We start from the raw sequence: 17,407 nt of genomic DNA on the forward strand, positions 1-17,407 counted from the left end.
GACAACAGCTCATTAGGTGGATCGAGAGATTCAATACCCGGGTCAAACGACAGCTAATGCAGATCTCATTCCATAAGCTATGTCCATGATCGCAATTCTTGATGGCAGATATGTCGCACTCAATAAGGTGTTAGTTAATTGGAGAGGCAGCTAAGATGCTGAGCTTTTTTTTAAAGATGAACAGCATTCCTTTAACAGTTAGCGGCCTGTAGGGGAAATGGCCAACCATCAAATCTGCTCAGCCATGCGTAGAACAAAATCTCACCAACCCAAAATTCACAGGATTTAACCCACTTTTTGGGCCCAAATTTAGCAGTTTCCTCGCTCAAATCCCGCAGATTGCCCCTACTCGCCCCGATTGCTAAGATGCGCGCCTGCCGCTATGGCCCGGCTTCCCCTTTGGTTCCGTATTGCGACACTGGGGCTGCCTGCAAACCGATTTTCCCAAGCGTTACCCTCGCCTATCCGCAACGCGGAGGCCCGAGGCTTTCCACAGGAAAAGCGGTACTGAGGCCAGGTGCTATTTTTAACCGCGAGCGCACCGCGACGACTCCCTGCGACTACAGGAACGAAGTTTATGACCCAACCATCGCTGCAGCAGTTGGAACAACACGACGCCTTTATCCATCGCCATATTGGCCCCGATGCCAAACAGGTAGAGGCCATGCTGGAAACCCTCGGAGTTGCCAGCCTCGAAGAGCTGATCGAGAAAACCGTGCCCGAAGCCATTCGCAAGACCGATGAGCTGGATCTGGCCGATGCGATCAATGAAGTTGAGGCCCTCGCAGAGCTGAAAGATATCGCGGCGCGCAACAAGATCTACCGCACCTTTATTGGTATGGGTTACCACGACACCATTACCCCCAATGTGATCCTGCGCAACGTGCTGGAGAATCCGGGTTGGTACACCGCCTATACCCCTTACCAGCCGGAAATTGCCCAGGGCCGCCTGGAAGGCCTGCTGAACTTCCAGCAGATGATTATGGACCTCACCGGTATGGAACTGGCTAACGCCTCCATGCTGGATGAAGGTACCGCAGCAGCTGAAGCCATGGCCATGTGTAAGCGCCAGGTCAAACGCAACAAATCCAACGTCTACTTTGTGGACCGGGACTGCCACCCGCAGACCATCGCCGTAGTTAAAACCCGCGCCGAGCACTTCGGCTTCGAGGTCGTTGTCGGCGATGTGGAAAAAGATATTCCCGCCGAGCTGTTCGGTGCCCTGCTGCAGTACCCCGGCAGCACCGGTCGCGTACGCGACCTGACCGACATCATCACCAAAGTACACGAAGCCAACGCCCTGGTAACCGTGGCCGCTGATCTGATGAGCCTGGTAGCCCTCCGGGCACCGGGTGATATGGGCGCAGACGTGGTTGTTGGCTGTAACCAACGCTTCGGCATCCCCATGGGCTACGGTGGTCCCCACGCCGGTTTCTTCGCCTTCCGCGAAGCTTACAAACGCTCCGCACCGGGTCGTATTATTGGTGTTTCCGTAGACAGCAAAGGCAAGCGTGCCCTGCGCATGGCTATGCAGACCCGCGAACAACATATTCGCCGCGAGAAAGCCAACTCCAACATCTGTACTTCCCAGGTCCTGTTGGCGGTAATGAGCGCTTTCTATGCGATTTACCACGGCCCTGAAGGCCTGAAAACCATCGCTGCCCGCATCCAGCGCCTGGCAGATATTCTCGCTTCCGCCCTGCAGCAGGAAGGCTTCAATCTGGCCCACGACAGCTGGTTCGATACCCTGAATGTCACCGTTGGCGCCAAGCAGGAAGAAATTTACCAGCGCGCCCTGGCCGCTGAGATCAACCTGCGTAAAATTGGTGAAGACGCCCTGGGTGTGAGCCTGAGTGAGACCGCCACCCTGCAAGATGTGTCCGACCTGCTCAATGCCTTTATCGGCACCGAACACAGCATCGATCTGCATACTCTGGACAGCGAAATTGCCAGCAAGGGCTCTCTGGGTGTACCCGCCTCCCTGGTGCGCGATACTGAATTCCTGACCCATCCGGTGTTCAACACCTACCACTCCGAGACCGAGATGCTGCGCTACCTCAAGTCTCTGGAAGCCAAGGATATCGCCCTGAATCACTCCATGATTCCCCTGGGCTCCTGCACCATGAAGCTGAACGCCACCGCCGAGATGATCCCGGTCACCTGGCCCGAGTTCGGCAAGCTGCACCCCTTCGCACCCGTAGATCAAGCGGAAGGCTACGCGGAAATGTTCCGCCAGCTCCAGCAGATGCTGTCCGCCTGTACCGGTTACGATGCCGTTAGCCTGCAACCCAATGCCGGCTCCCAAGGCGAATACGCAGGCTTGGTTGCCATCAAGAAGTACTTCGAAGCGAAGGGCGAAACCCAGCGCGATATCTGCCTGATTCCCGCCTCTGCCCACGGCACTAACCCTGCTTCCGCCATGATGGTGAGTATGAAAGTGGTTGTGGTTGCCTGTGATGATAAAGGCAATGTGGATATCGAAGACCTGAAAGCCAAAATCGAAGAACACGGCGACCGCGTTGCCGCACTGATGGTCACCTACCCGTCCACCCACGGGGTGTTCGAAGAAGGTATCCGCGAAGTTTGCGATCTGGTTCACCAGGCTGGCGGCCAAGTTTATATTGATGGCGCCAACATGAACGCCCTGATCGGCGTCGCCGCTCCGGGCCAGTTCGGTGGTGACGTATCCCACCTGAACCTGCACAAAACTTTCTGTATTCCTCACGGTGGCGGCGGCCCCGGTATGGGTCCGATCGCTGTTGGCGAGCATCTGAAGCCCTACCTGGCGGCCCACCCGGTGACTGAAGTACCGGAAACCAAGCTGGATAATGGCACCATATCCGCCGCTCCTTGGGGCTCCGCCAGCATCCTGCCGATCAGCTGGATGTATATCCGTATGATGGGTAAGCAGGGCATGAAGCAGGCTACCGAAATGGCAATCCTGAACGCCAACTACGTAGCCAAGAAGCTGGGTGAGCACTACTCTCTACTCTACACCGGCACCAATGGCTTTGTTGCCCACGAGTGCCTGGTTGACCTGCGCCCCCTCAAGGAGGCCAGCGGTATCACTGAAGAGGATATCGCCAAGCGTTTGATGGACTTTGGCTTCCACTCCCCCACCATGTCCTTCCCCGTAGCCGGCACCCTGATGATCGAGCCTACCGAAAGTGAATCCAAGGGTGAACTGGATCGCTTTATCGAGGCTATGGCAACAATTCGCCAAGAAGTGGAAGATGTCACCAGCGGTAAATACACCCCTGAAGACAACCCGCTGCACAACGCTCCCCACACCCTTGAGGACGTGATGAGCGATGAGTGGACACACAGCTACTCCCGCGATATCGCTGCGCGCCCGGCGGCGTGGTTAAAAGAGCATAAGGTGTGGCCCGCCGCTAACCGTATCGACAACGTATACGGCGACCGCAACCTGATTTGTTCCTGCCCTCCGATTGAGAGCTACGCTGAGTAAGATCTAACACTCTCACAGGTGGATTTAAAAGCGGGCTTAATGCCCGCTTTTTTATTCGACCCACAATACTTTTATCGAACTGGCACAAACTCTCACTTCCTGTATAGCTACGTATTTGCAACCATCACCTTTCAACAATATTATTCTGCGTTAACTTAGTTAAAAATCCTCACATAGGCAGCGCCTAACAACAAAGAAACGGTATTAGAACGTTTCGGAAAAAATTTAGCCAAACTTTCTAATCGTCCCAAGCTTTCAATATCGGAGGTGAAAGTGACCATTAAAGTTTTAAAAGAAATATTAATTGCGAAGGGAAAAGCAGACTCTTACTCTGACGGTCAAACACCCATAGATCTATGGAGAGCTCTGAACAAAAAAATCAGACCAAGGTGTCTTCGACTTTATAGAAAAAGGTTTCATTCTGTCTAACGGACGTCCTAGACCAGCAGATATCACCATAGAATACCGCGATGGGACAGAGTGGGTTTGCATAAAGGATCGCCCCAGGGGACTCAGCACTTTTGATAAACCAGGATTACCAAAAGGCAAAAACTGGGAGTACTACAAAATTCCTACAGGGACAGTTTTGCCAGAAGGTACTGCAATTGTAAAAGATGAATATAACACCAGATTTGAGGCAACACACTATACGATAGCCCCAGCATACGACATGCCTCTGAATCAATTTAAGAGTAAGTTAAAAATACTAGAAAAATCCTTAATTAAGGAAGCTATATAATGGAAGTACCTAATACCTGGGCACCACTACTAATTTCTGCTGTTAGAGATGCCGTTTTGTATCAAGAAAGCCTTTTAAGAAGTGAGACCATAGGCGACAAGACAGACTATGAGGAGCATCACTTACAGCTAACACAGTTCCTGGAGTTTCTTAAAGAGGAATATAAAGTGATTGAAAAGGAAACAGGTATACCCTTAGAAAAACTATTATAAAGCTTTTCTTCTGGGTGGCTTCAAACCACCCTGAAGCATATTAAGCTAAACAAATATATCCACACCACTTATCGCCCATAGCTGTATAGGATATCCCCATAAAAACAGTAATAATACAGACATTCCTGCCTGTACTGATTAGTTAGCTTTAGCACATCCCCGCTTCAGCAAGTCACACAAGATTCCACGGGGAATTTTTAACTACTTAAGGCAACTAGGAACCGCTGAAGTACCTGGCCATATTGTAGAAAGATAACTGCTAGAATCTTTAGTCACATTAAATATCATAGTGCCACCACCAAGGTTATTATTTTCATTACAGGAGGCCAAAGCACTTGCAGTAGATGCACCATTCATCACAGTGGAGGCTCCAACACCTAGCTTAGACTTATCAACACCCAGGTTGATATATTTCTGGATTCGTGAAGTACAGCTTGAGCCCAACCAATAGCTCATCTCCCAACCATAAGTTAATTGGTCGCCCAGTTTCTTCCCATTCCATTCAGCCTGAAAAGCATCGGTATCACTCCAAAGTGCTTTAGAAATAATTTTGTTAGGCATCTTCTCTCGCAATGCACTAGTCACTTTTACCAAGGAGTCAGAATAGGTTTGGCTGCACTGTGAGTACTCATCATCAATATCAATACCATCCAACCCATACTGATCCATGGCATCTTTTAGCTGCTGAGCAAAGTCATCAGCGGACTGCTCATCGGCAAAACAGGACCAACCTGCATTTTGGTGATTTCCGAGAACGCTGAGCACCACTTTCGTACCCTTGTCTTGCAAGTCTTGTACTGTACTCAAATTGTTATTGAGCAAGTCTGACACTTGGTCATTAAAATGCAGTACAGCTTTCTGACCATCGTAATTAATATTTGCCGCGAAGATCACAGCTATATCAAACAACTGGCTGCCATCGCTCTCTGTAAAGCAGCCTGCATTGCCCAGGTTATTACTATTAACTTCTACGTAAGCAACTTTAGGCGCTGACACACTTTCCTGAGGAGTATCAGATTTACACAGAGTTGAGCCCAGCTCACGGATTTCATTCTTACGTGAACCACACCCATACCCGTTGCCATCCATGGAGGCATTATCGGCAAGATTTGCAATTTCCCAGTCCCCCAGGACGGAACACAGCTCATCCTTATAGATTTGAGCCTCAAGATAGGTGACCGGGCTTGCATCAGATGCACAGCTGCTTCCACTAACAACATGAGGCGCTGAAGGTTCGGATTTACACAATGTCATGGATAATTGGCGACTTTCATTACTCGTCAATTGGCAATTATTTCCCAGGTGTTCTATTGATGACCCGTCTGATAAACCAACCAAATCACCATTATTGAGAAGATCACAAAATTCATTAGGATAATTAAGCGCTTCAGAATAGCTTACTGTTGTAGTGTCCGAGGGACAGTCATCCGAATTGACCACTTCAATATCTGCGTATGCACCAGTCTGAAATAAAATGGTGGCACAAGCAGCCTGCATTGCTCTACGTGTCGATTTTTTCATATTTATGCTCATTTTTATTATGTGGTTATGTAAACTCTATAATCTAATATCGATAGTCAAAAAAAATGGTGTAGAGCTTACACTCTACACCCAATACTACGATCAACGAGGTATTAGAATTTATAGTTTGCACCAATATATAGTCTGCGCCCAGAGTAATTATAATAAGTCATTCTGTTTTCCTGCTTCCAGAACCCCTCTGCCTTTTCCTCCGTTAAATTAATGATAGATGCCGTGAAATTGAGGTTTTCATTGAAGGTAAAGCTGGCATTAAGATCAAGCTGCCCATAAGCTTTATCGTATAAATTATACCCTTGGTGAAGCCCCCCAGCTCGATCATCTTTCCAGTTATAAGATGCTCGCACACTGTACAAATCATTTTCATAATAACCGGAAAGATTGTACTGGTGCTTAGCCGTTCCAGGAATTTCTGCCTCAGTTTCTTCACCATTAACAAACACCCCTGAAGTACTGGTGTCGGTGTAGGTATAATTTGCCATTACACCAAAACCACTTTCGAACGCGTGTTGTGCAAACAGCTCAACGCCTCTTGAAGTTGCCTCAGCACCACCCGTTTTTGTGGTCATGTTGACTTCAATGAGTCCATTGCAGCAATTGTGCTCACGTAATACAACTTCAGTTGTGGTTATAGGAAGGTTGCTGATATCCTTACTAAATAATGTTGCCCCAAGTGCGGAAGCATCAAAGTAATACCATTCAATTCCCAGGTCGAATTGATTGGAAAGCATCGCTTCTAGCCCAGTATTTGCTGAAGTGCCAGTCCCACGGCCGGTCCAAGAATCCGGCGAGTTAATATTTACAGGGGGGCCATAAGACTCAGCCTGCCCCAAATCAGCATAACTAACTCGAGACATGGTTTTTGCTGCAGCAAATCGTATTACAAGGTCATCAGTTAGATCCCAGGCAATATTCAAACTTGGCAGGAAGTTTTCACTATCAGCACTTCGGTTATTTGCATTGGTGATATCTGTCTCTTGACCAATGATGTCATCGTACGTCGAGGTAGTTAAGTCGGTATTAACATAGCGGACACCAAAGTTACCCCGGAAGGCTTCCCATTCAAAATCTGCCTGTGCGTAAAGTGAAAATATTTTCTCCTCGATGGTATAGGTACCGGATAAGACAGGAACTACAGTCCGGGTAAAATTATCACTAACGTAGGCTTTAAGCGCATCTATATCAAAAGGCAGATAGTTAATAGCCCCGGTATCGCCTGCGCTATTATCGATTACGCTGCCGCCAAGTAAGATTGAAGTGTCTGGATGAAAATCCGGGTTGTGGAACCATTCGGTACCCGACAACCACCCACGATAACCACCGTTATCCGAAATACCGTCATCCCACAAGAAAGTATCTCTTAGGGACTTGGCTTCATGATCCCGATATTTAGTACCGACATAGATTTTGTTAACAATTCCCCAATTGGTATCAAATCCCAGGTCAAGCTGATAATAATCTTCCCTATCCCGATTTTGGGTAGCGTCAGAACTAAACCAGTCATAGTATGGATAGGCCTCCTGATCCGAGGTGAGATCTGTAGAGATTTCGTAGCTAGGTTCCCCGTCGGCAATAGACCACAGCCAACTATTTACGGAACCATAACGTGCATCCATATTTGCCATGGTTCTTTCGGAGACACCTCCTTTTGCAGAGCTGCGCCCAATATTCACTGCTGCCGTGTAAGAGTCACCTTCATACAGAATTTCGAGGTCGAATGTATGAGATTCTGATTCACCGTAGCTATCCTGCCCGGTCAATTGCGGAGACATTAAACCTCGCTCTACCTCGACACCACCATTGACATCAGCATCGCCCCAGTTATCAGCATTTAGCAAGCCGTTATCACCGTTGCCATAGGTGACTACGGTATCCCCTTCCAGCTCAACGCCAAAGTAGGGGTTATGGTTATCATTCCATTCAGCTAAGGTGAGATTCTGACTACGGGTATCGTATCCCAACTGGGAACCGAAATAGTTCAGAGAAAATTCCAAGCGCTCAGTAGGCCGCCATTGAGTGGTAATTTGATAACCATCCCTGGCCCTATCCTGCTCATGATTACCAATACCCATAGCTCTGGGCGCCCAAACATTGTTGTAAACTTCACCAGTTTCCTGGTCAACAATTGCCGGACGCTCAGCACCTTCAACTGTATCTGAATGGAATCGCCAATGGCTCGCGTAGTTTTCAATTGAGGTTACGGTTCTGTCCTGCTTGGTATAGCCAGCCAGGATACCAAAGGTTTCACTCTCATTTTTCCAGGAGTAAAAAGCACTATATTGAGGTTCCCACTGCTCATTAGTATCTGAGTAAGTGGTTTCAGTAGTTATAACACCCTCACCAGAATCCATTTCCAGAGGCTTACGACTGTGTAGAATAACCGTTCCGCCAATTCCTCCTTCATCAATTCTAGCTTCCGGGCTTTTGTAAACTTCTACTTTGCTAATCATGTTGGATGGCAGCAAAGTGTAATTAAAGCTTCGAGAAGGCGCTTCCCCATCAGAGGTTGCAATGTAGTTTCCATTTAACTGGGTCAAGGTCCACTCGGCACTGGTGCCACGAATACTGACTCGACTACCCTCTCCACCACTGCGTGTAATTGTGATCCCTGGCACGCGCTGAAGAGAGTCTGCAACATTCTTATCCGGGAACTTGCCCACATCTTCGGCGGTTATCGCGTCTACAATAGCATTAGAATCCCGCTTAATTTCCAGGTTTCTGGTATTACTCTCAAGGATTCCGATTACCTCAATATGATCCATCGGTTTGTCTTTCTCAGAGATATCATCAGCAATCGTCACGCTACTAATGGCTAATGAAATAGCGGAGACTAGCGATTTCTGCTTAATCTCCCGACTCCAGATTTTGACCGTGGTTCGTCTATTATTCTTGACTGTTTTCATAGTATCCCAACTTTCTTTTCTTATAAGTTTTTTAAAAGAGCCCCCCTCCAAATTGGAGAGGGGCGAGAAACCGTCAGGGGACCCTAAACCCCGTAATGACAGTCCACTTGTTGAGCACTAAAACCCTAAGAAAAAAAAGGGATAAGTGGGTAATAGAAACTGAGACAGGAATAGAACAAAATCGGCGTTTGGAATTTTTGAGGACACTAAGGGAAAAGTATTAGAAGGTATGAAAGGCCAAAATTCGATTATGGATTTACAGGATATTCAACAAATAGATAAACTATTTTTAAAGGGAAGTAAGCCAGCACCAAACCATTTCAACAAAAAACTTCTATTGATTATCCATCTCCAAGTAGTTCAGGAATGGCCTATCGCATTCAAAGTTGAGACTGAACTTCTTCTCTATAAATAGCGGGAAGCTGCCCAAACATGCTCTTGAAATGTCTACTGAAGTAACTGTGAGATGGAAATCCGACACGGTATGCGATTTCAGAAATTGGCCGCTGAGTATCCACCAGCATACGACGGGAGTTCTCTAACCTAACCTCTCTGACAAACTGCATTGGAGTTTTCTCCAAATACTTTTTAAATCGCCTCTCAAGGGCGCTAACAGACAAACTGGCTACCTCTGCTAGCTGTTCGACAGTAATCGGCTGACTGTAATTATTTTTAATATATTCAACAGGCTTTTTCAGCTTATCCATTCTGGAGAGCGTTTTGACCGTCTCATTAAGATCGCGAGCTACGCCATAGGTACCAATAATTTTTCCAGTGGAATTCTTTAGTGGGCGCTTGGATGTCGTAAACCAAACCAACTCTCCACTTTTCCCTATATTTAACTCCAGTCGATCTGTAATCGTTTCACCCTCCATCACTCTTTGGTCATCACGCATATAGTTTTTTGCGAGATAAGAGGGGGAAAAATCCATATCAGAGCGGCCCACAACCTGATTAAGGGACCTGCATCCCACATGCTCAATAAACTCTCGGTTACAATGTACTACGTAACCAGAATCATCTTTTACCCAAAAAATAATATCTGATATTAAATCAAAAACCGCAATAATCTGCTGGGTAGACACCATTTCCAATATTGATTCAGACTTCATTATTATTATCTGCAATAGCTGGTAAAGAGCCCCTGTCTTTTTATATCGGCTTGAATTACTGCACAGGTCTAGCAAGCAGAAAAGACACTAAAAAGCGCCTTCTCGGCACTCTCCCCGCACCTCACCCCCATCTGCGGAAATAACCCGCTCAATTTCAAAATAGCCACGCTCACAGAAACCGGTTTCCAACATCTTTTGTTCGAGAGCCCAATCTAAATAACGCTCTACACGGTCACTTGAACGGCCTCCCAAACCGATAGTATCCCGCTGCATTCGACGTTGAGAACCAGGCTGGTTTGAAACTGGGGGAGGAAGATCCTGCCGATCCTTCTCAAGAGTATATGTAAAACGCTTGGCTCCATTTTGAGCAATCTCAGTTACAAACGACTCTTTCATTCCGGGAATCGGCTTGTTGCTGGAACAGGCACTGAGAAAAATAGGTAACGCTAGGCCAGCGGCAATAAATAAACGGGCCTGAAAACTGCTAATATTTTTATTATTCACTCAAAATCCTCTCTAAACACTAACCTGCTTTACTACATCGAGCACAAAGTTAGTATTGTTTACTGCGTTTCTATTTAAATACCACTGTTTTGTTTCCGTGTATAAACACTCGTTCCTGCAAAACTAGTTGCAGCGCTCGAGTCAAAACCAATTTTTCAACATCCCTACCTGCATCCGCCATGGTTTCTGCAGAATAGGCATGATCCACATGTATTACATCCTGTTCAATGATCGGCCCTTCATCCAGATCATCGGTAACAAAGTGCGCTGTGGCTCCAATAATTTTTACTCCACGCTCGTAGGCCTGCTGATAAGGCTTGGCCCCAATAAATGCAGGAAGGAAAGAATGGTGGATGTTGATAATGCGCCCACTATAGCGAGCAACAAAATCAGGGGTTAGCACGCGCATATACTTGGCCAGCACCAAATAATCTGGATTGTACTCATCCACTAAGGTGGCCACTTGCTGCTCGTGGGCTCCGCGCTCCATCCCCTCTGCAGAAATACAGTGGAAAGGAATATCAAACTTCTGTACCAGCCCCTCCAGATCCGGGTGATTGCCGATAACAGCCGCGATCTCCACATCCATAGCGCCGGAATAGCACTTCATCAGGATATCACCCAGGCAGTGGGGCTCGCGGGTAACCATCAGCACCAGGCGTTTCTTCCGCTCTATGGATACCAAGCGACGCTCTGCGCCCTGGGGCAGTGTCATATCCAGATCTTCCAGGAAGGTGGCATCGTTAAAGATACCCTCCAGGGCAGTGCGCATAAAGAAGCGCCCCTCAACCCGGTCCACAAACTCATCATTCTTGATGATGTTCAGCTGGTGCTTGTAGCAAATATTGGTAATCTTTGCGATCAGCCCCTTATCATCGGGGCAGTCGGTCAGCAGTATCTTCTTTTCCATGGTCAAATTTCAGGCCAAATATCCAGAGTCCAGACTATACACTATGCCGACTTTACGATTCAGCGATCCATTCCGGGGAGAACATGGATAAAAACCTTTACGCCGATCATATGGCCACCCTGTGCCGCCGCTACGACGAAATCCTCGAGCAGAGCGGGTTTGATACCCTCAACGTATTCAGTGGCGCTCCCAGGGTGCAGTTCCTGGACGATAACTATTACCCGTTTAAGGTGAATCCCCACTTTAAGGCACTGGTTCCCATTACCGACAACCCCCACAGCTGGGTTATCTATCAGCGCGGACAAAAGCCAAAGCTTTTGTTCTACCGTCCAGTAGACTTTTGGCACTATGTACCGCCGGCACCCCAGACCTTCTGGAGCGATTTCTACGATATCGAGCTACTGAGCAAGCCGGCCGATGCCCAGGCGTTCCTGAGCCCAGAGAATGCCGCTTTTATCGGTGAGAGCGACAAGCTGCAAGGCTGGCCACTGGGGGAGGAAAATCCGGAGCTTCTGATCAACCGCTTGCACTGGGCCCGCGCTTATAAAACGCCTTATGAGGTCGCCTGCCTGCGTGAAGCGAACCGCATTGCGGTCAATGGGCACCGCGCCGCCGAACAGGCTTTCCGTAGTGGCGCCAGTGAATTTGAGATCAACCAAGCCTACCTGGGCGCTGCTGGCCAGGGCGAGAACCGTATGCCCTACGGCAACATTGTTGCCCTGAATGAGCATGCCGCAATCCTGCACTACACTCACCTGTCTACTGAGCGCCTGCCTGAGCCGCAGCTGAAAAGCTTCCTGATCGATGCGGGTGCTGACTGCAATGGCTACTGCTCTGATATCACTCGCACCTACGCCTATGCCGATAATGAGTTCGCAGAGCTGGTAGCGGCAATGGATGAAAAGCAGTTGCAGCTGGTAGACGGCCTCAAACCTGGCCTGCCTTACCCAGAACTACATCGCCAGTGCCACTTAAACGTAGGCGAGCTGTTGCTCCAATTTGGCATTATCAAAACCTCTGCCGAGAATGCCGTGGAATCCGGCTTAACTCGCCCCTTCCTGCCACACGGCCTGGGTCACTTCCTCGGCCTCCAGGTACACGATGTCGGCGGTCACCAGACCGGCCCCGATGGAGGCACGACACCCCCACCGGCCGAGTACCCGTTCCTGCGTACCAGCCGAACTATCGAGGAGAACCAGGTATTTACCATCGAGCCAGGGCTCTACTTTATCGAGAGCCTATTGGGAGAGCTAAAAGACTCAGACCTCGCTGCCGAAGTTAACTGGGATAAGGTCGACAGCTTCCGCCCCTACGGCGGCGTGCGCATTGAAGACAATATTGTCGTACACGCAACCGGCAACGAAAACCTTTCTCGCAACTCTTAGTTCATAGACTAAAGCAATATTGTGAGAGTGCTTACAAGTCAGCGCTCTCACAATACCTTTACCTTACTCCGAAAGTTAAAACATTAAAGAACGCCTTACCGCTCCCGCTTTCCCTCTCGCCGCTTGCGCCCCTAAGCTGCTTGCCCCCTCACCGAAAAGAAGCCAAAGTCCATCACCGGTATTACAACAAGAAAAGGGACAATTCATGAGAAAAAAAACACTGGCAACGCTTATCGCAGCCACAGTTCTAGCCGCAGCCAATAGCGTTTATGCAAAATCAATCGAGTATATTTTTTACGATAAAGAGGGCATTGCTGGCTCTGAAGTTATTCATCAGGATGGAACAAAGGTATCTGGTGAATTAAAGCTCGGCTGGAATAACCGTCGCCTAAACCTCAAGGAGAGCTTCACTATCGGTGAGGCGGCAATGCCCGAGCAACTATCCATTGAAGGGATCAGCCCATTTGGTGCTCCAGTCAGCGAAGAATTTTCCCTGGAAAATGGTGTCGCTCGCTGGAAAGGTTCCGATGAACATGGCAGCGCAAAAACTTCCGAAGCCCAATTTTATATTCCCAAGAACAGCACCCTTGCCGTACAGGCGCAATTGGTAAAAGCACTGATTGCCGATGCAGATCAAAATATTGATTTACTGCCGCAAGGAAAAGCACGCCTCCATAAGCTTGATAAAGTGACCCTGCAACAAGGGGAGAAAAAGAAAACGGTCCACCTTTACGGCGTAAGCGGCCTGGGCTTTACCCCAGATCTCGCCTGGTATGATGACAATGGGGATTTATTTGCCTCCGACGAAGGGGGATGGTTCGCCATCCTGCGCAAAGGCTGGGATAAATCTCACCTCGAAGAACTGAAAACCCGGCAAGTCGCAGCCGCAGACCAGTACCTGCAAGGTATTGCCAAGAAACATACCCACACATCAACCCAACCCATCCTGATCAGCAACGTCAACCTGGTTGATGTTGAATCTGGCAAACTGCAGAGACAGCAGCATGTTCTGATCAAAGATGGAAAGATCGCAAAAATCAGTAAAAAACCGATCAAAGCCAACGGGGCAACCACCATTGATGCCCGTAACCATACGTTGATCCCCGGCCTCTGGGATATGCACGCCCACTTATCCCCTACCGATGGTGTCCTGAATATGGCCGCTGGCATTGTCAATGTTCGCGACATCGGTAATACCCATGAAAGTATCATGCGTATTGAAGGGATGTTTGAGTCAGAGCAAATCATTGGCGGCGACCTTTTCCGTGCGGGCTTTATGGACCGGGAAAGCGAAAATGCCATGCGAATGGGCAAGACTGCGGACAGCCTGGAAGAAGCCAAGGATATTGTCGAGTGGTATGCCGATCGCGGCTATCAGCAAATTAAAACTTACAGCTCGATGGAGCCAGAGTGGATCGCTCCCTTAGCCAAGCATATCCACGAAAATGGTATGCGTTTGTCCGGTCATATTCCTGCATTTATGACCGCCGAAGAGGCAGTCGACGCGGGCTTTGATGAAGTTCAGCATATCAATATGCTGTTCCTGAATTTTATGGGCAAGATAGATACCCGTAAAAGACTGCGCTTTACAGAAATCGGGGAGCACGCCCACGAGCTGGATCTGGATAGCAAAGAAGTGGCTACTTTCCTGGATAAGCTAGCCAAAAAAGGCACTGTCGTAGACGCAACCACCACCGTATTCAGCTCGATGTTACTGCGCCAGCCGGGCAAGGTAGATCCTGAATTTGCCGATATTACCGACCACCTTCCAGTCAATATCCAGCGCGCCTTTGTTGGGGCCGAACTGGATGTGAAGCCGGAACACCGGGATGACTACGACCTTTCAGCGGAAGCCCTGCTGGCCATGATGCTCAAGCTACACGAGCACAAGGTCACTATGGTCGCGGGCTCCGATGGCATCCCCGGATTTACCCTGTTACGCGAACTCGAACTCTATGCCAAAGCAGGTATTCCCAATATTGATGTTCTGCGCACGGCTACACTGGTACCGGCGCAGGTTATGGGGGCCGACGAGTACACTGGCAGTATTGCAGTGGGAAAAAATGCAGACCTGGTTTTACTGGAGGGAAATCCCCTTGAGGATATTACCGCGCTGCGTCGCACTGCACTGGTACTCGAGGGGCAGAATATGTATCGCCCGGATGAGCTTTACACAGCCTTGGGTATTAAACCTTTCCACCCTTCAGTGCCATTTGAATTAAATAACACTACTACAGTAGCCACCAAGTCCCAGTAAGCGAAAAAAAAGTAGCGAAAAAAAAGTAGCGAAAAAAAGAAGCGAAAAAAACAGTAGCGGGAAAAACTGAAAAGAAAAAACCGGCAATCCAAATGATTGCCGGTTTTTTTATTTATAAATTAACTAGGCCAGTTCTGTGCGCACAGTGCGCGCCGCTTCTACCATATTCAGCAAGGATGAACCCACTTCGGCCCAGTTACGGGTTTTAAGGCCACAGTCTGGATTTACCCAAAGTCTCTCAACCGGCACCACCTGTGCAATTTTCTTAAGTCGCTCTACCAACTCCCCCCTTTCCGGCACATTGGGTGAGTGAATATCGTAAATGCCAGGTCCAATTTCATTGGGGTAACCACCGGCCTTGTCAGCAAACGCGCTGAGTAGGCGCAAGTCGGAGCGAGCAGATTCAATAGTAATTACATCCGCATCAAGGGAAACAATGGCATCCATAATTGCATTGAAATTGCTGTAGCACATATGGGTGTGGATCTGGGTTTCCGCTTTTACTTCGCTACAGGTGTAGCGGAAACACCCTACCGCCCAGGCAAAATAATCCTGGTGCTCAGACTCTCGAAGGGGAACTCCCTCACGCAAAGCCGGTTCATCAATCTGGATAATCCCGATACCGGCCGCCTCAAGATCCAACACCTCCTCCCGCAATGCTTTGGCAATTTGCAGACAGCTCTCACTGCGGTGGATGTCTTCCCTCGGGAAGGACCAGTTGAGAATTGTAACCGGGCCGGTGAGCATACCTTTTACCGGCTTATTAGTAAGGCTCTGGGCATAGCTGCTCCACTCTACAGTCATAGCGTTAGGTCGGGAGATATCACCAAAAATAATCGGGGGTTTCACACAGCGAGAGCCATAACTTTGCACCCAGCCATTACCGGTGTGTACAAAACCATCCAGTTGCTCCCCGAAATATTCCACCATATCGTTGCGCTCTGCCTCTCCATGCACCAGTACATCCAGACCGAGTATTTCTTGACGACGGATAGCTTCGGCAATTTCAGCGCGTAGATGTTCTAAATAATCCGCCTCAGAAATCTCGCTATTGCGGTACTTGCGGCGCACACCGCGCAAAAGATCCGTCTGTGGGAATGAGCCTATTGTGGTGGTGGGCAGCAGTGGTAATTGCCAACGCTTGGCCTGTACTAAAGAGCGATCCTGAAAGCACTGTTGACGCCAGGTATCCTGCAATTGACCGGCAATGGAGCCCTCGGCTACACCACTCTCTCCGCCTGAGGCAGAGATTTCTGTGTCCTCATTGAGCAGCTGCTGTAATTGAGCCAACTCCTGAAGTTTCTGGCGGCTGTAAGCAAGCTTCTGTTTTTGCTCACTGGGCAGCTTGATCTCTGTTTCCAGATCCACAGGGCTGTGGAGCAGGGAGCAACTGGCTGATAGCCACAGGCGATCTCCCAACTGTTTCGCCAAAGGCCGCAAAGTGCCCTGCCAGCGGTTGAGGTCTGCTCGCCACACATTGCGCCCATTAATCACACCCGCAGACAGAACCTTGTTCTTACCTTCCAGCTGGGCCGCAGCTTCAAGTTCTTCAGGTGCGCGTACACAGTCAATATGTACCCCAGACACCGGGAGGGAAAATACCAGCTCCAAATTCTCGTGCAAAGGTGAGAAATAGGTAGCCAGCAGTGTATTCACCCCCGGGGCTACTGCCGCAATCTGCTGGTAGGTGCTATCAAAAGCCCCACGCCATTCATCCGGCAGATCCAGGCCTAGTATGGGTTCATCCAACTGCACCCATTCAACTCCGAGGTCAGCGAGCTGAGACAGCAACTCGGCATAGCAAGGCAGGAGTTTTGGCACTAAATCCAGAGGGCTATCCACACCTCGCCCCAACCACAGGTAAGTGAGTGGTCCGATAATCACCGGCTTGGCTTTGTAGCCCAGGGATTGGGCTTCCCGCACCTCGTCAAGTAACCACTCACTATCCAGGGAGAACGCCTGATCATTGGAGAGCTCAGGCACCAGATAGTGATAATTGGTATCAAACCACTTGGTCATGGCACTGGCCGCTACCGGCTGTCCCGATGGAGCGCGACCACGGGCCAAGCGGAAGTACTGGTCCAGCTTGTTATCTGCCGCTCCTTCTTTAAAGCGCTGACCGACCACACCAAACATCAGGGAGTGATTCAGAACCTGGTCGTACCAGGCGAAATCTCCCACAGCCACACGGCTCAAACCGGCCTCACTTTGGGCCTGCCAGTTACCACGGCGTATCTCTGTGCCCACTTGCAGCAACTGCTGCTGGGGCATATCACCGCGCCAATAGGCTTCTTGCGCTTTCTTTAGTTCGCGATTGGCTCCGATACGCGGATAGCCGAGGATATGTGTTTGCACCATGGCCGCCTTCCCAAGCTCT

The 17,407-nt window shown here is 49.1% G+C and carries 10 protein-coding genes and 1 pseudogene; 5 read left to right on the plus strand and 6 right to left on the minus strand.

Annotated elements, in window-relative coordinates:
- The first annotated feature begins 577 nt into the window (after positions 1 to 577).
- The 3 genes and pseudogenes from gcvP (at position 578) to ACJJIW_RS02060 (ending at position 4,420) form a co-directional block, all read left to right on the plus strand.
- Positions 578 to 3,469: an aminomethyl-transferring glycine dehydrogenase gene (gene gcvP / locus ACJJIW_RS02050; protein ID WP_444936592.1), complete on the plus strand. Its 2,892-nt coding sequence runs from the start codon at positions 578 to 580 to the stop codon at positions 3,467 to 3,469.
- Positions 3,470 to 3,860: 391 nt separating this feature from the next.
- A pseudogene (locus ACJJIW_RS02055) lies at positions 3,861 to 4,208 on the plus strand (Tse2 family ADP-ribosyltransferase toxin); the annotation flags it as partial.
- Positions 4,208 to 4,420 carry a hypothetical protein gene (locus tag ACJJIW_RS02060; RefSeq protein ID WP_282934107.1) on the plus strand — a complete coding sequence of 71 codons (213 nt, stop codon included), beginning with the start codon at positions 4,208 to 4,210 and terminating at the stop codon, positions 4,418 to 4,420. The pseudogene ACJJIW_RS02055 and the gene ACJJIW_RS02060, both read left to right, overlap by 1 nt.
- Positions 4,421 to 4,621: 201 nt before the next feature.
- Here ACJJIW_RS02060 and ACJJIW_RS02065 read toward each other — a convergent pair whose 3' ends face one another.
- The 5 genes from ACJJIW_RS02065 to purU all read right to left on the minus strand — a co-directional run bounded on the left by ACJJIW_RS02065 (position 4,622) and on the right by purU (position 11,388).
- Positions 4,622 to 5,941, minus strand: a complete 1,320-nt coding sequence (locus ACJJIW_RS02065; RefSeq protein ID WP_444936593.1) for a glycosyl hydrolase family 18 protein — start codon at positions 5,939 to 5,941, stop codon at positions 4,622 to 4,624.
- Positions 5,942 to 6,054: 113 nt separating this feature from the next.
- Positions 6,055 to 8,862, minus strand: a complete 2,808-nt coding sequence (locus ACJJIW_RS02070; RefSeq protein WP_444936594.1) for a TonB-dependent receptor — start codon at positions 8,860 to 8,862, stop codon at positions 6,055 to 6,057.
- Between the two features lie 380 nt (positions 8,863 to 9,242).
- Positions 9,243 to 9,974, minus strand: coding sequence for an AraC family transcriptional regulator (locus ACJJIW_RS02075; RefSeq protein ID WP_282934110.1), 732 nt, complete (start codon positions 9,972 to 9,974; stop codon positions 9,243 to 9,245).
- Positions 9,975 to 10,061: 87 nt separating this feature from the next.
- Entirely contained in the window at positions 10,062 to 10,478 is a 417-nt protein-coding gene (locus tag ACJJIW_RS02080) for a hypothetical protein (protein WP_444936595.1), read from the minus strand.
- A 70-nt stretch (positions 10,479 to 10,548) separates the two neighbouring features.
- Positions 10,549 to 11,388: a formyltetrahydrofolate deformylase gene (gene purU, locus ACJJIW_RS02085; RefSeq protein ID WP_282934112.1), complete on the minus strand. Its 840-nt coding sequence runs from the start codon at positions 11,386 to 11,388 to the stop codon at positions 10,549 to 10,551.
- 83 nt (positions 11,389 to 11,471) lie between these two features.
- Between purU and pepQ the strand changes: the two genes are divergently transcribed.
- Positions 11,472 to 12,773 carry a Xaa-Pro dipeptidase gene (pepQ, locus tag ACJJIW_RS02090; protein ID WP_444936596.1) on the plus strand — a complete coding sequence of 434 codons (1,302 nt, stop codon included), beginning with the start codon at positions 11,472 to 11,474 and terminating at the stop codon, positions 12,771 to 12,773.
- A gap of 205 nt (positions 12,774 to 12,978) precedes the next feature.
- The gene (locus ACJJIW_RS02095; protein WP_444936597.1) at positions 12,979 to 15,030 is read left to right on the plus strand and encodes an amidohydrolase family protein; all 2,052 of its coding nucleotides are present in this window, start codon (positions 12,979 to 12,981) and stop codon (positions 15,028 to 15,030) included.
- A 123-nt stretch (positions 15,031 to 15,153) separates the two neighbouring features.
- On the opposite strand, the gene metE is transcribed toward ACJJIW_RS02095, so the two are convergent.
- On the minus strand, positions 15,154 to 17,388 hold the full coding sequence (gene metE, locus ACJJIW_RS02100; protein WP_444936598.1) for a 5-methyltetrahydropteroyltriglutamate--homocysteine S-methyltransferase: 2,235 nt from the start codon (positions 17,386 to 17,388) through the stop codon (positions 15,154 to 15,156).
- Positions 17,389 to 17,407 lie beyond the last annotated feature (19 nt).

The sequence above is a fragment of the Microbulbifer maximicatervae (SeqCode) genome (genome assembly GCF_052467815.1).

Coding starts and splice junctions, on each gene's coding strand:
- ACJJIW_RS02065 (WP_444936593.1), bottom strand. CDS start 5,941: ATGAAAAAATCGACACGTAGAGCAATGCAGGCTGCTTGTGCCACCATT.
- ACJJIW_RS02075 (WP_282934110.1), bottom strand. CDS start 9,974: ATGAAGTCTGAATCAATATTGGAAATGGTGTCTACCCAGCAGATTATT.
- pepQ (WP_444936596.1), top strand. CDS start 11,472: ATGGATAAAAACCTTTACGCCGATCATATGGCCACCCTGTGCCGCCGC.
- gcvP (WP_444936592.1), top strand. CDS start 578: ATGACCCAACCATCGCTGCAGCAGTTGGAACAACACGACGCCTTTATC.
- metE (WP_444936598.1), bottom strand. CDS start 17,388: ATGGTGCAAACACATATCCTCGGCTATCCGCGTATCGGAGCCAATCGC.
- ACJJIW_RS02070 (WP_444936594.1), bottom strand. CDS start 8,862: ATGAAAACAGTCAAGAATAATAGACGAACCACGGTCAAAATCTGGAGT.
- ACJJIW_RS02095 (WP_444936597.1), top strand. CDS start 12,979: ATGAGAAAAAAAACACTGGCAACGCTTATCGCAGCCACAGTTCTAGCC.
- purU (WP_282934112.1), bottom strand. CDS start 11,388: ATGGAAAAGAAGATACTGCTGACCGACTGCCCCGATGATAAGGGGCTG.
- ACJJIW_RS02060 (WP_282934107.1), top strand. CDS start 4,208: ATGGAAGTACCTAATACCTGGGCACCACTACTAATTTCTGCTGTTAGA.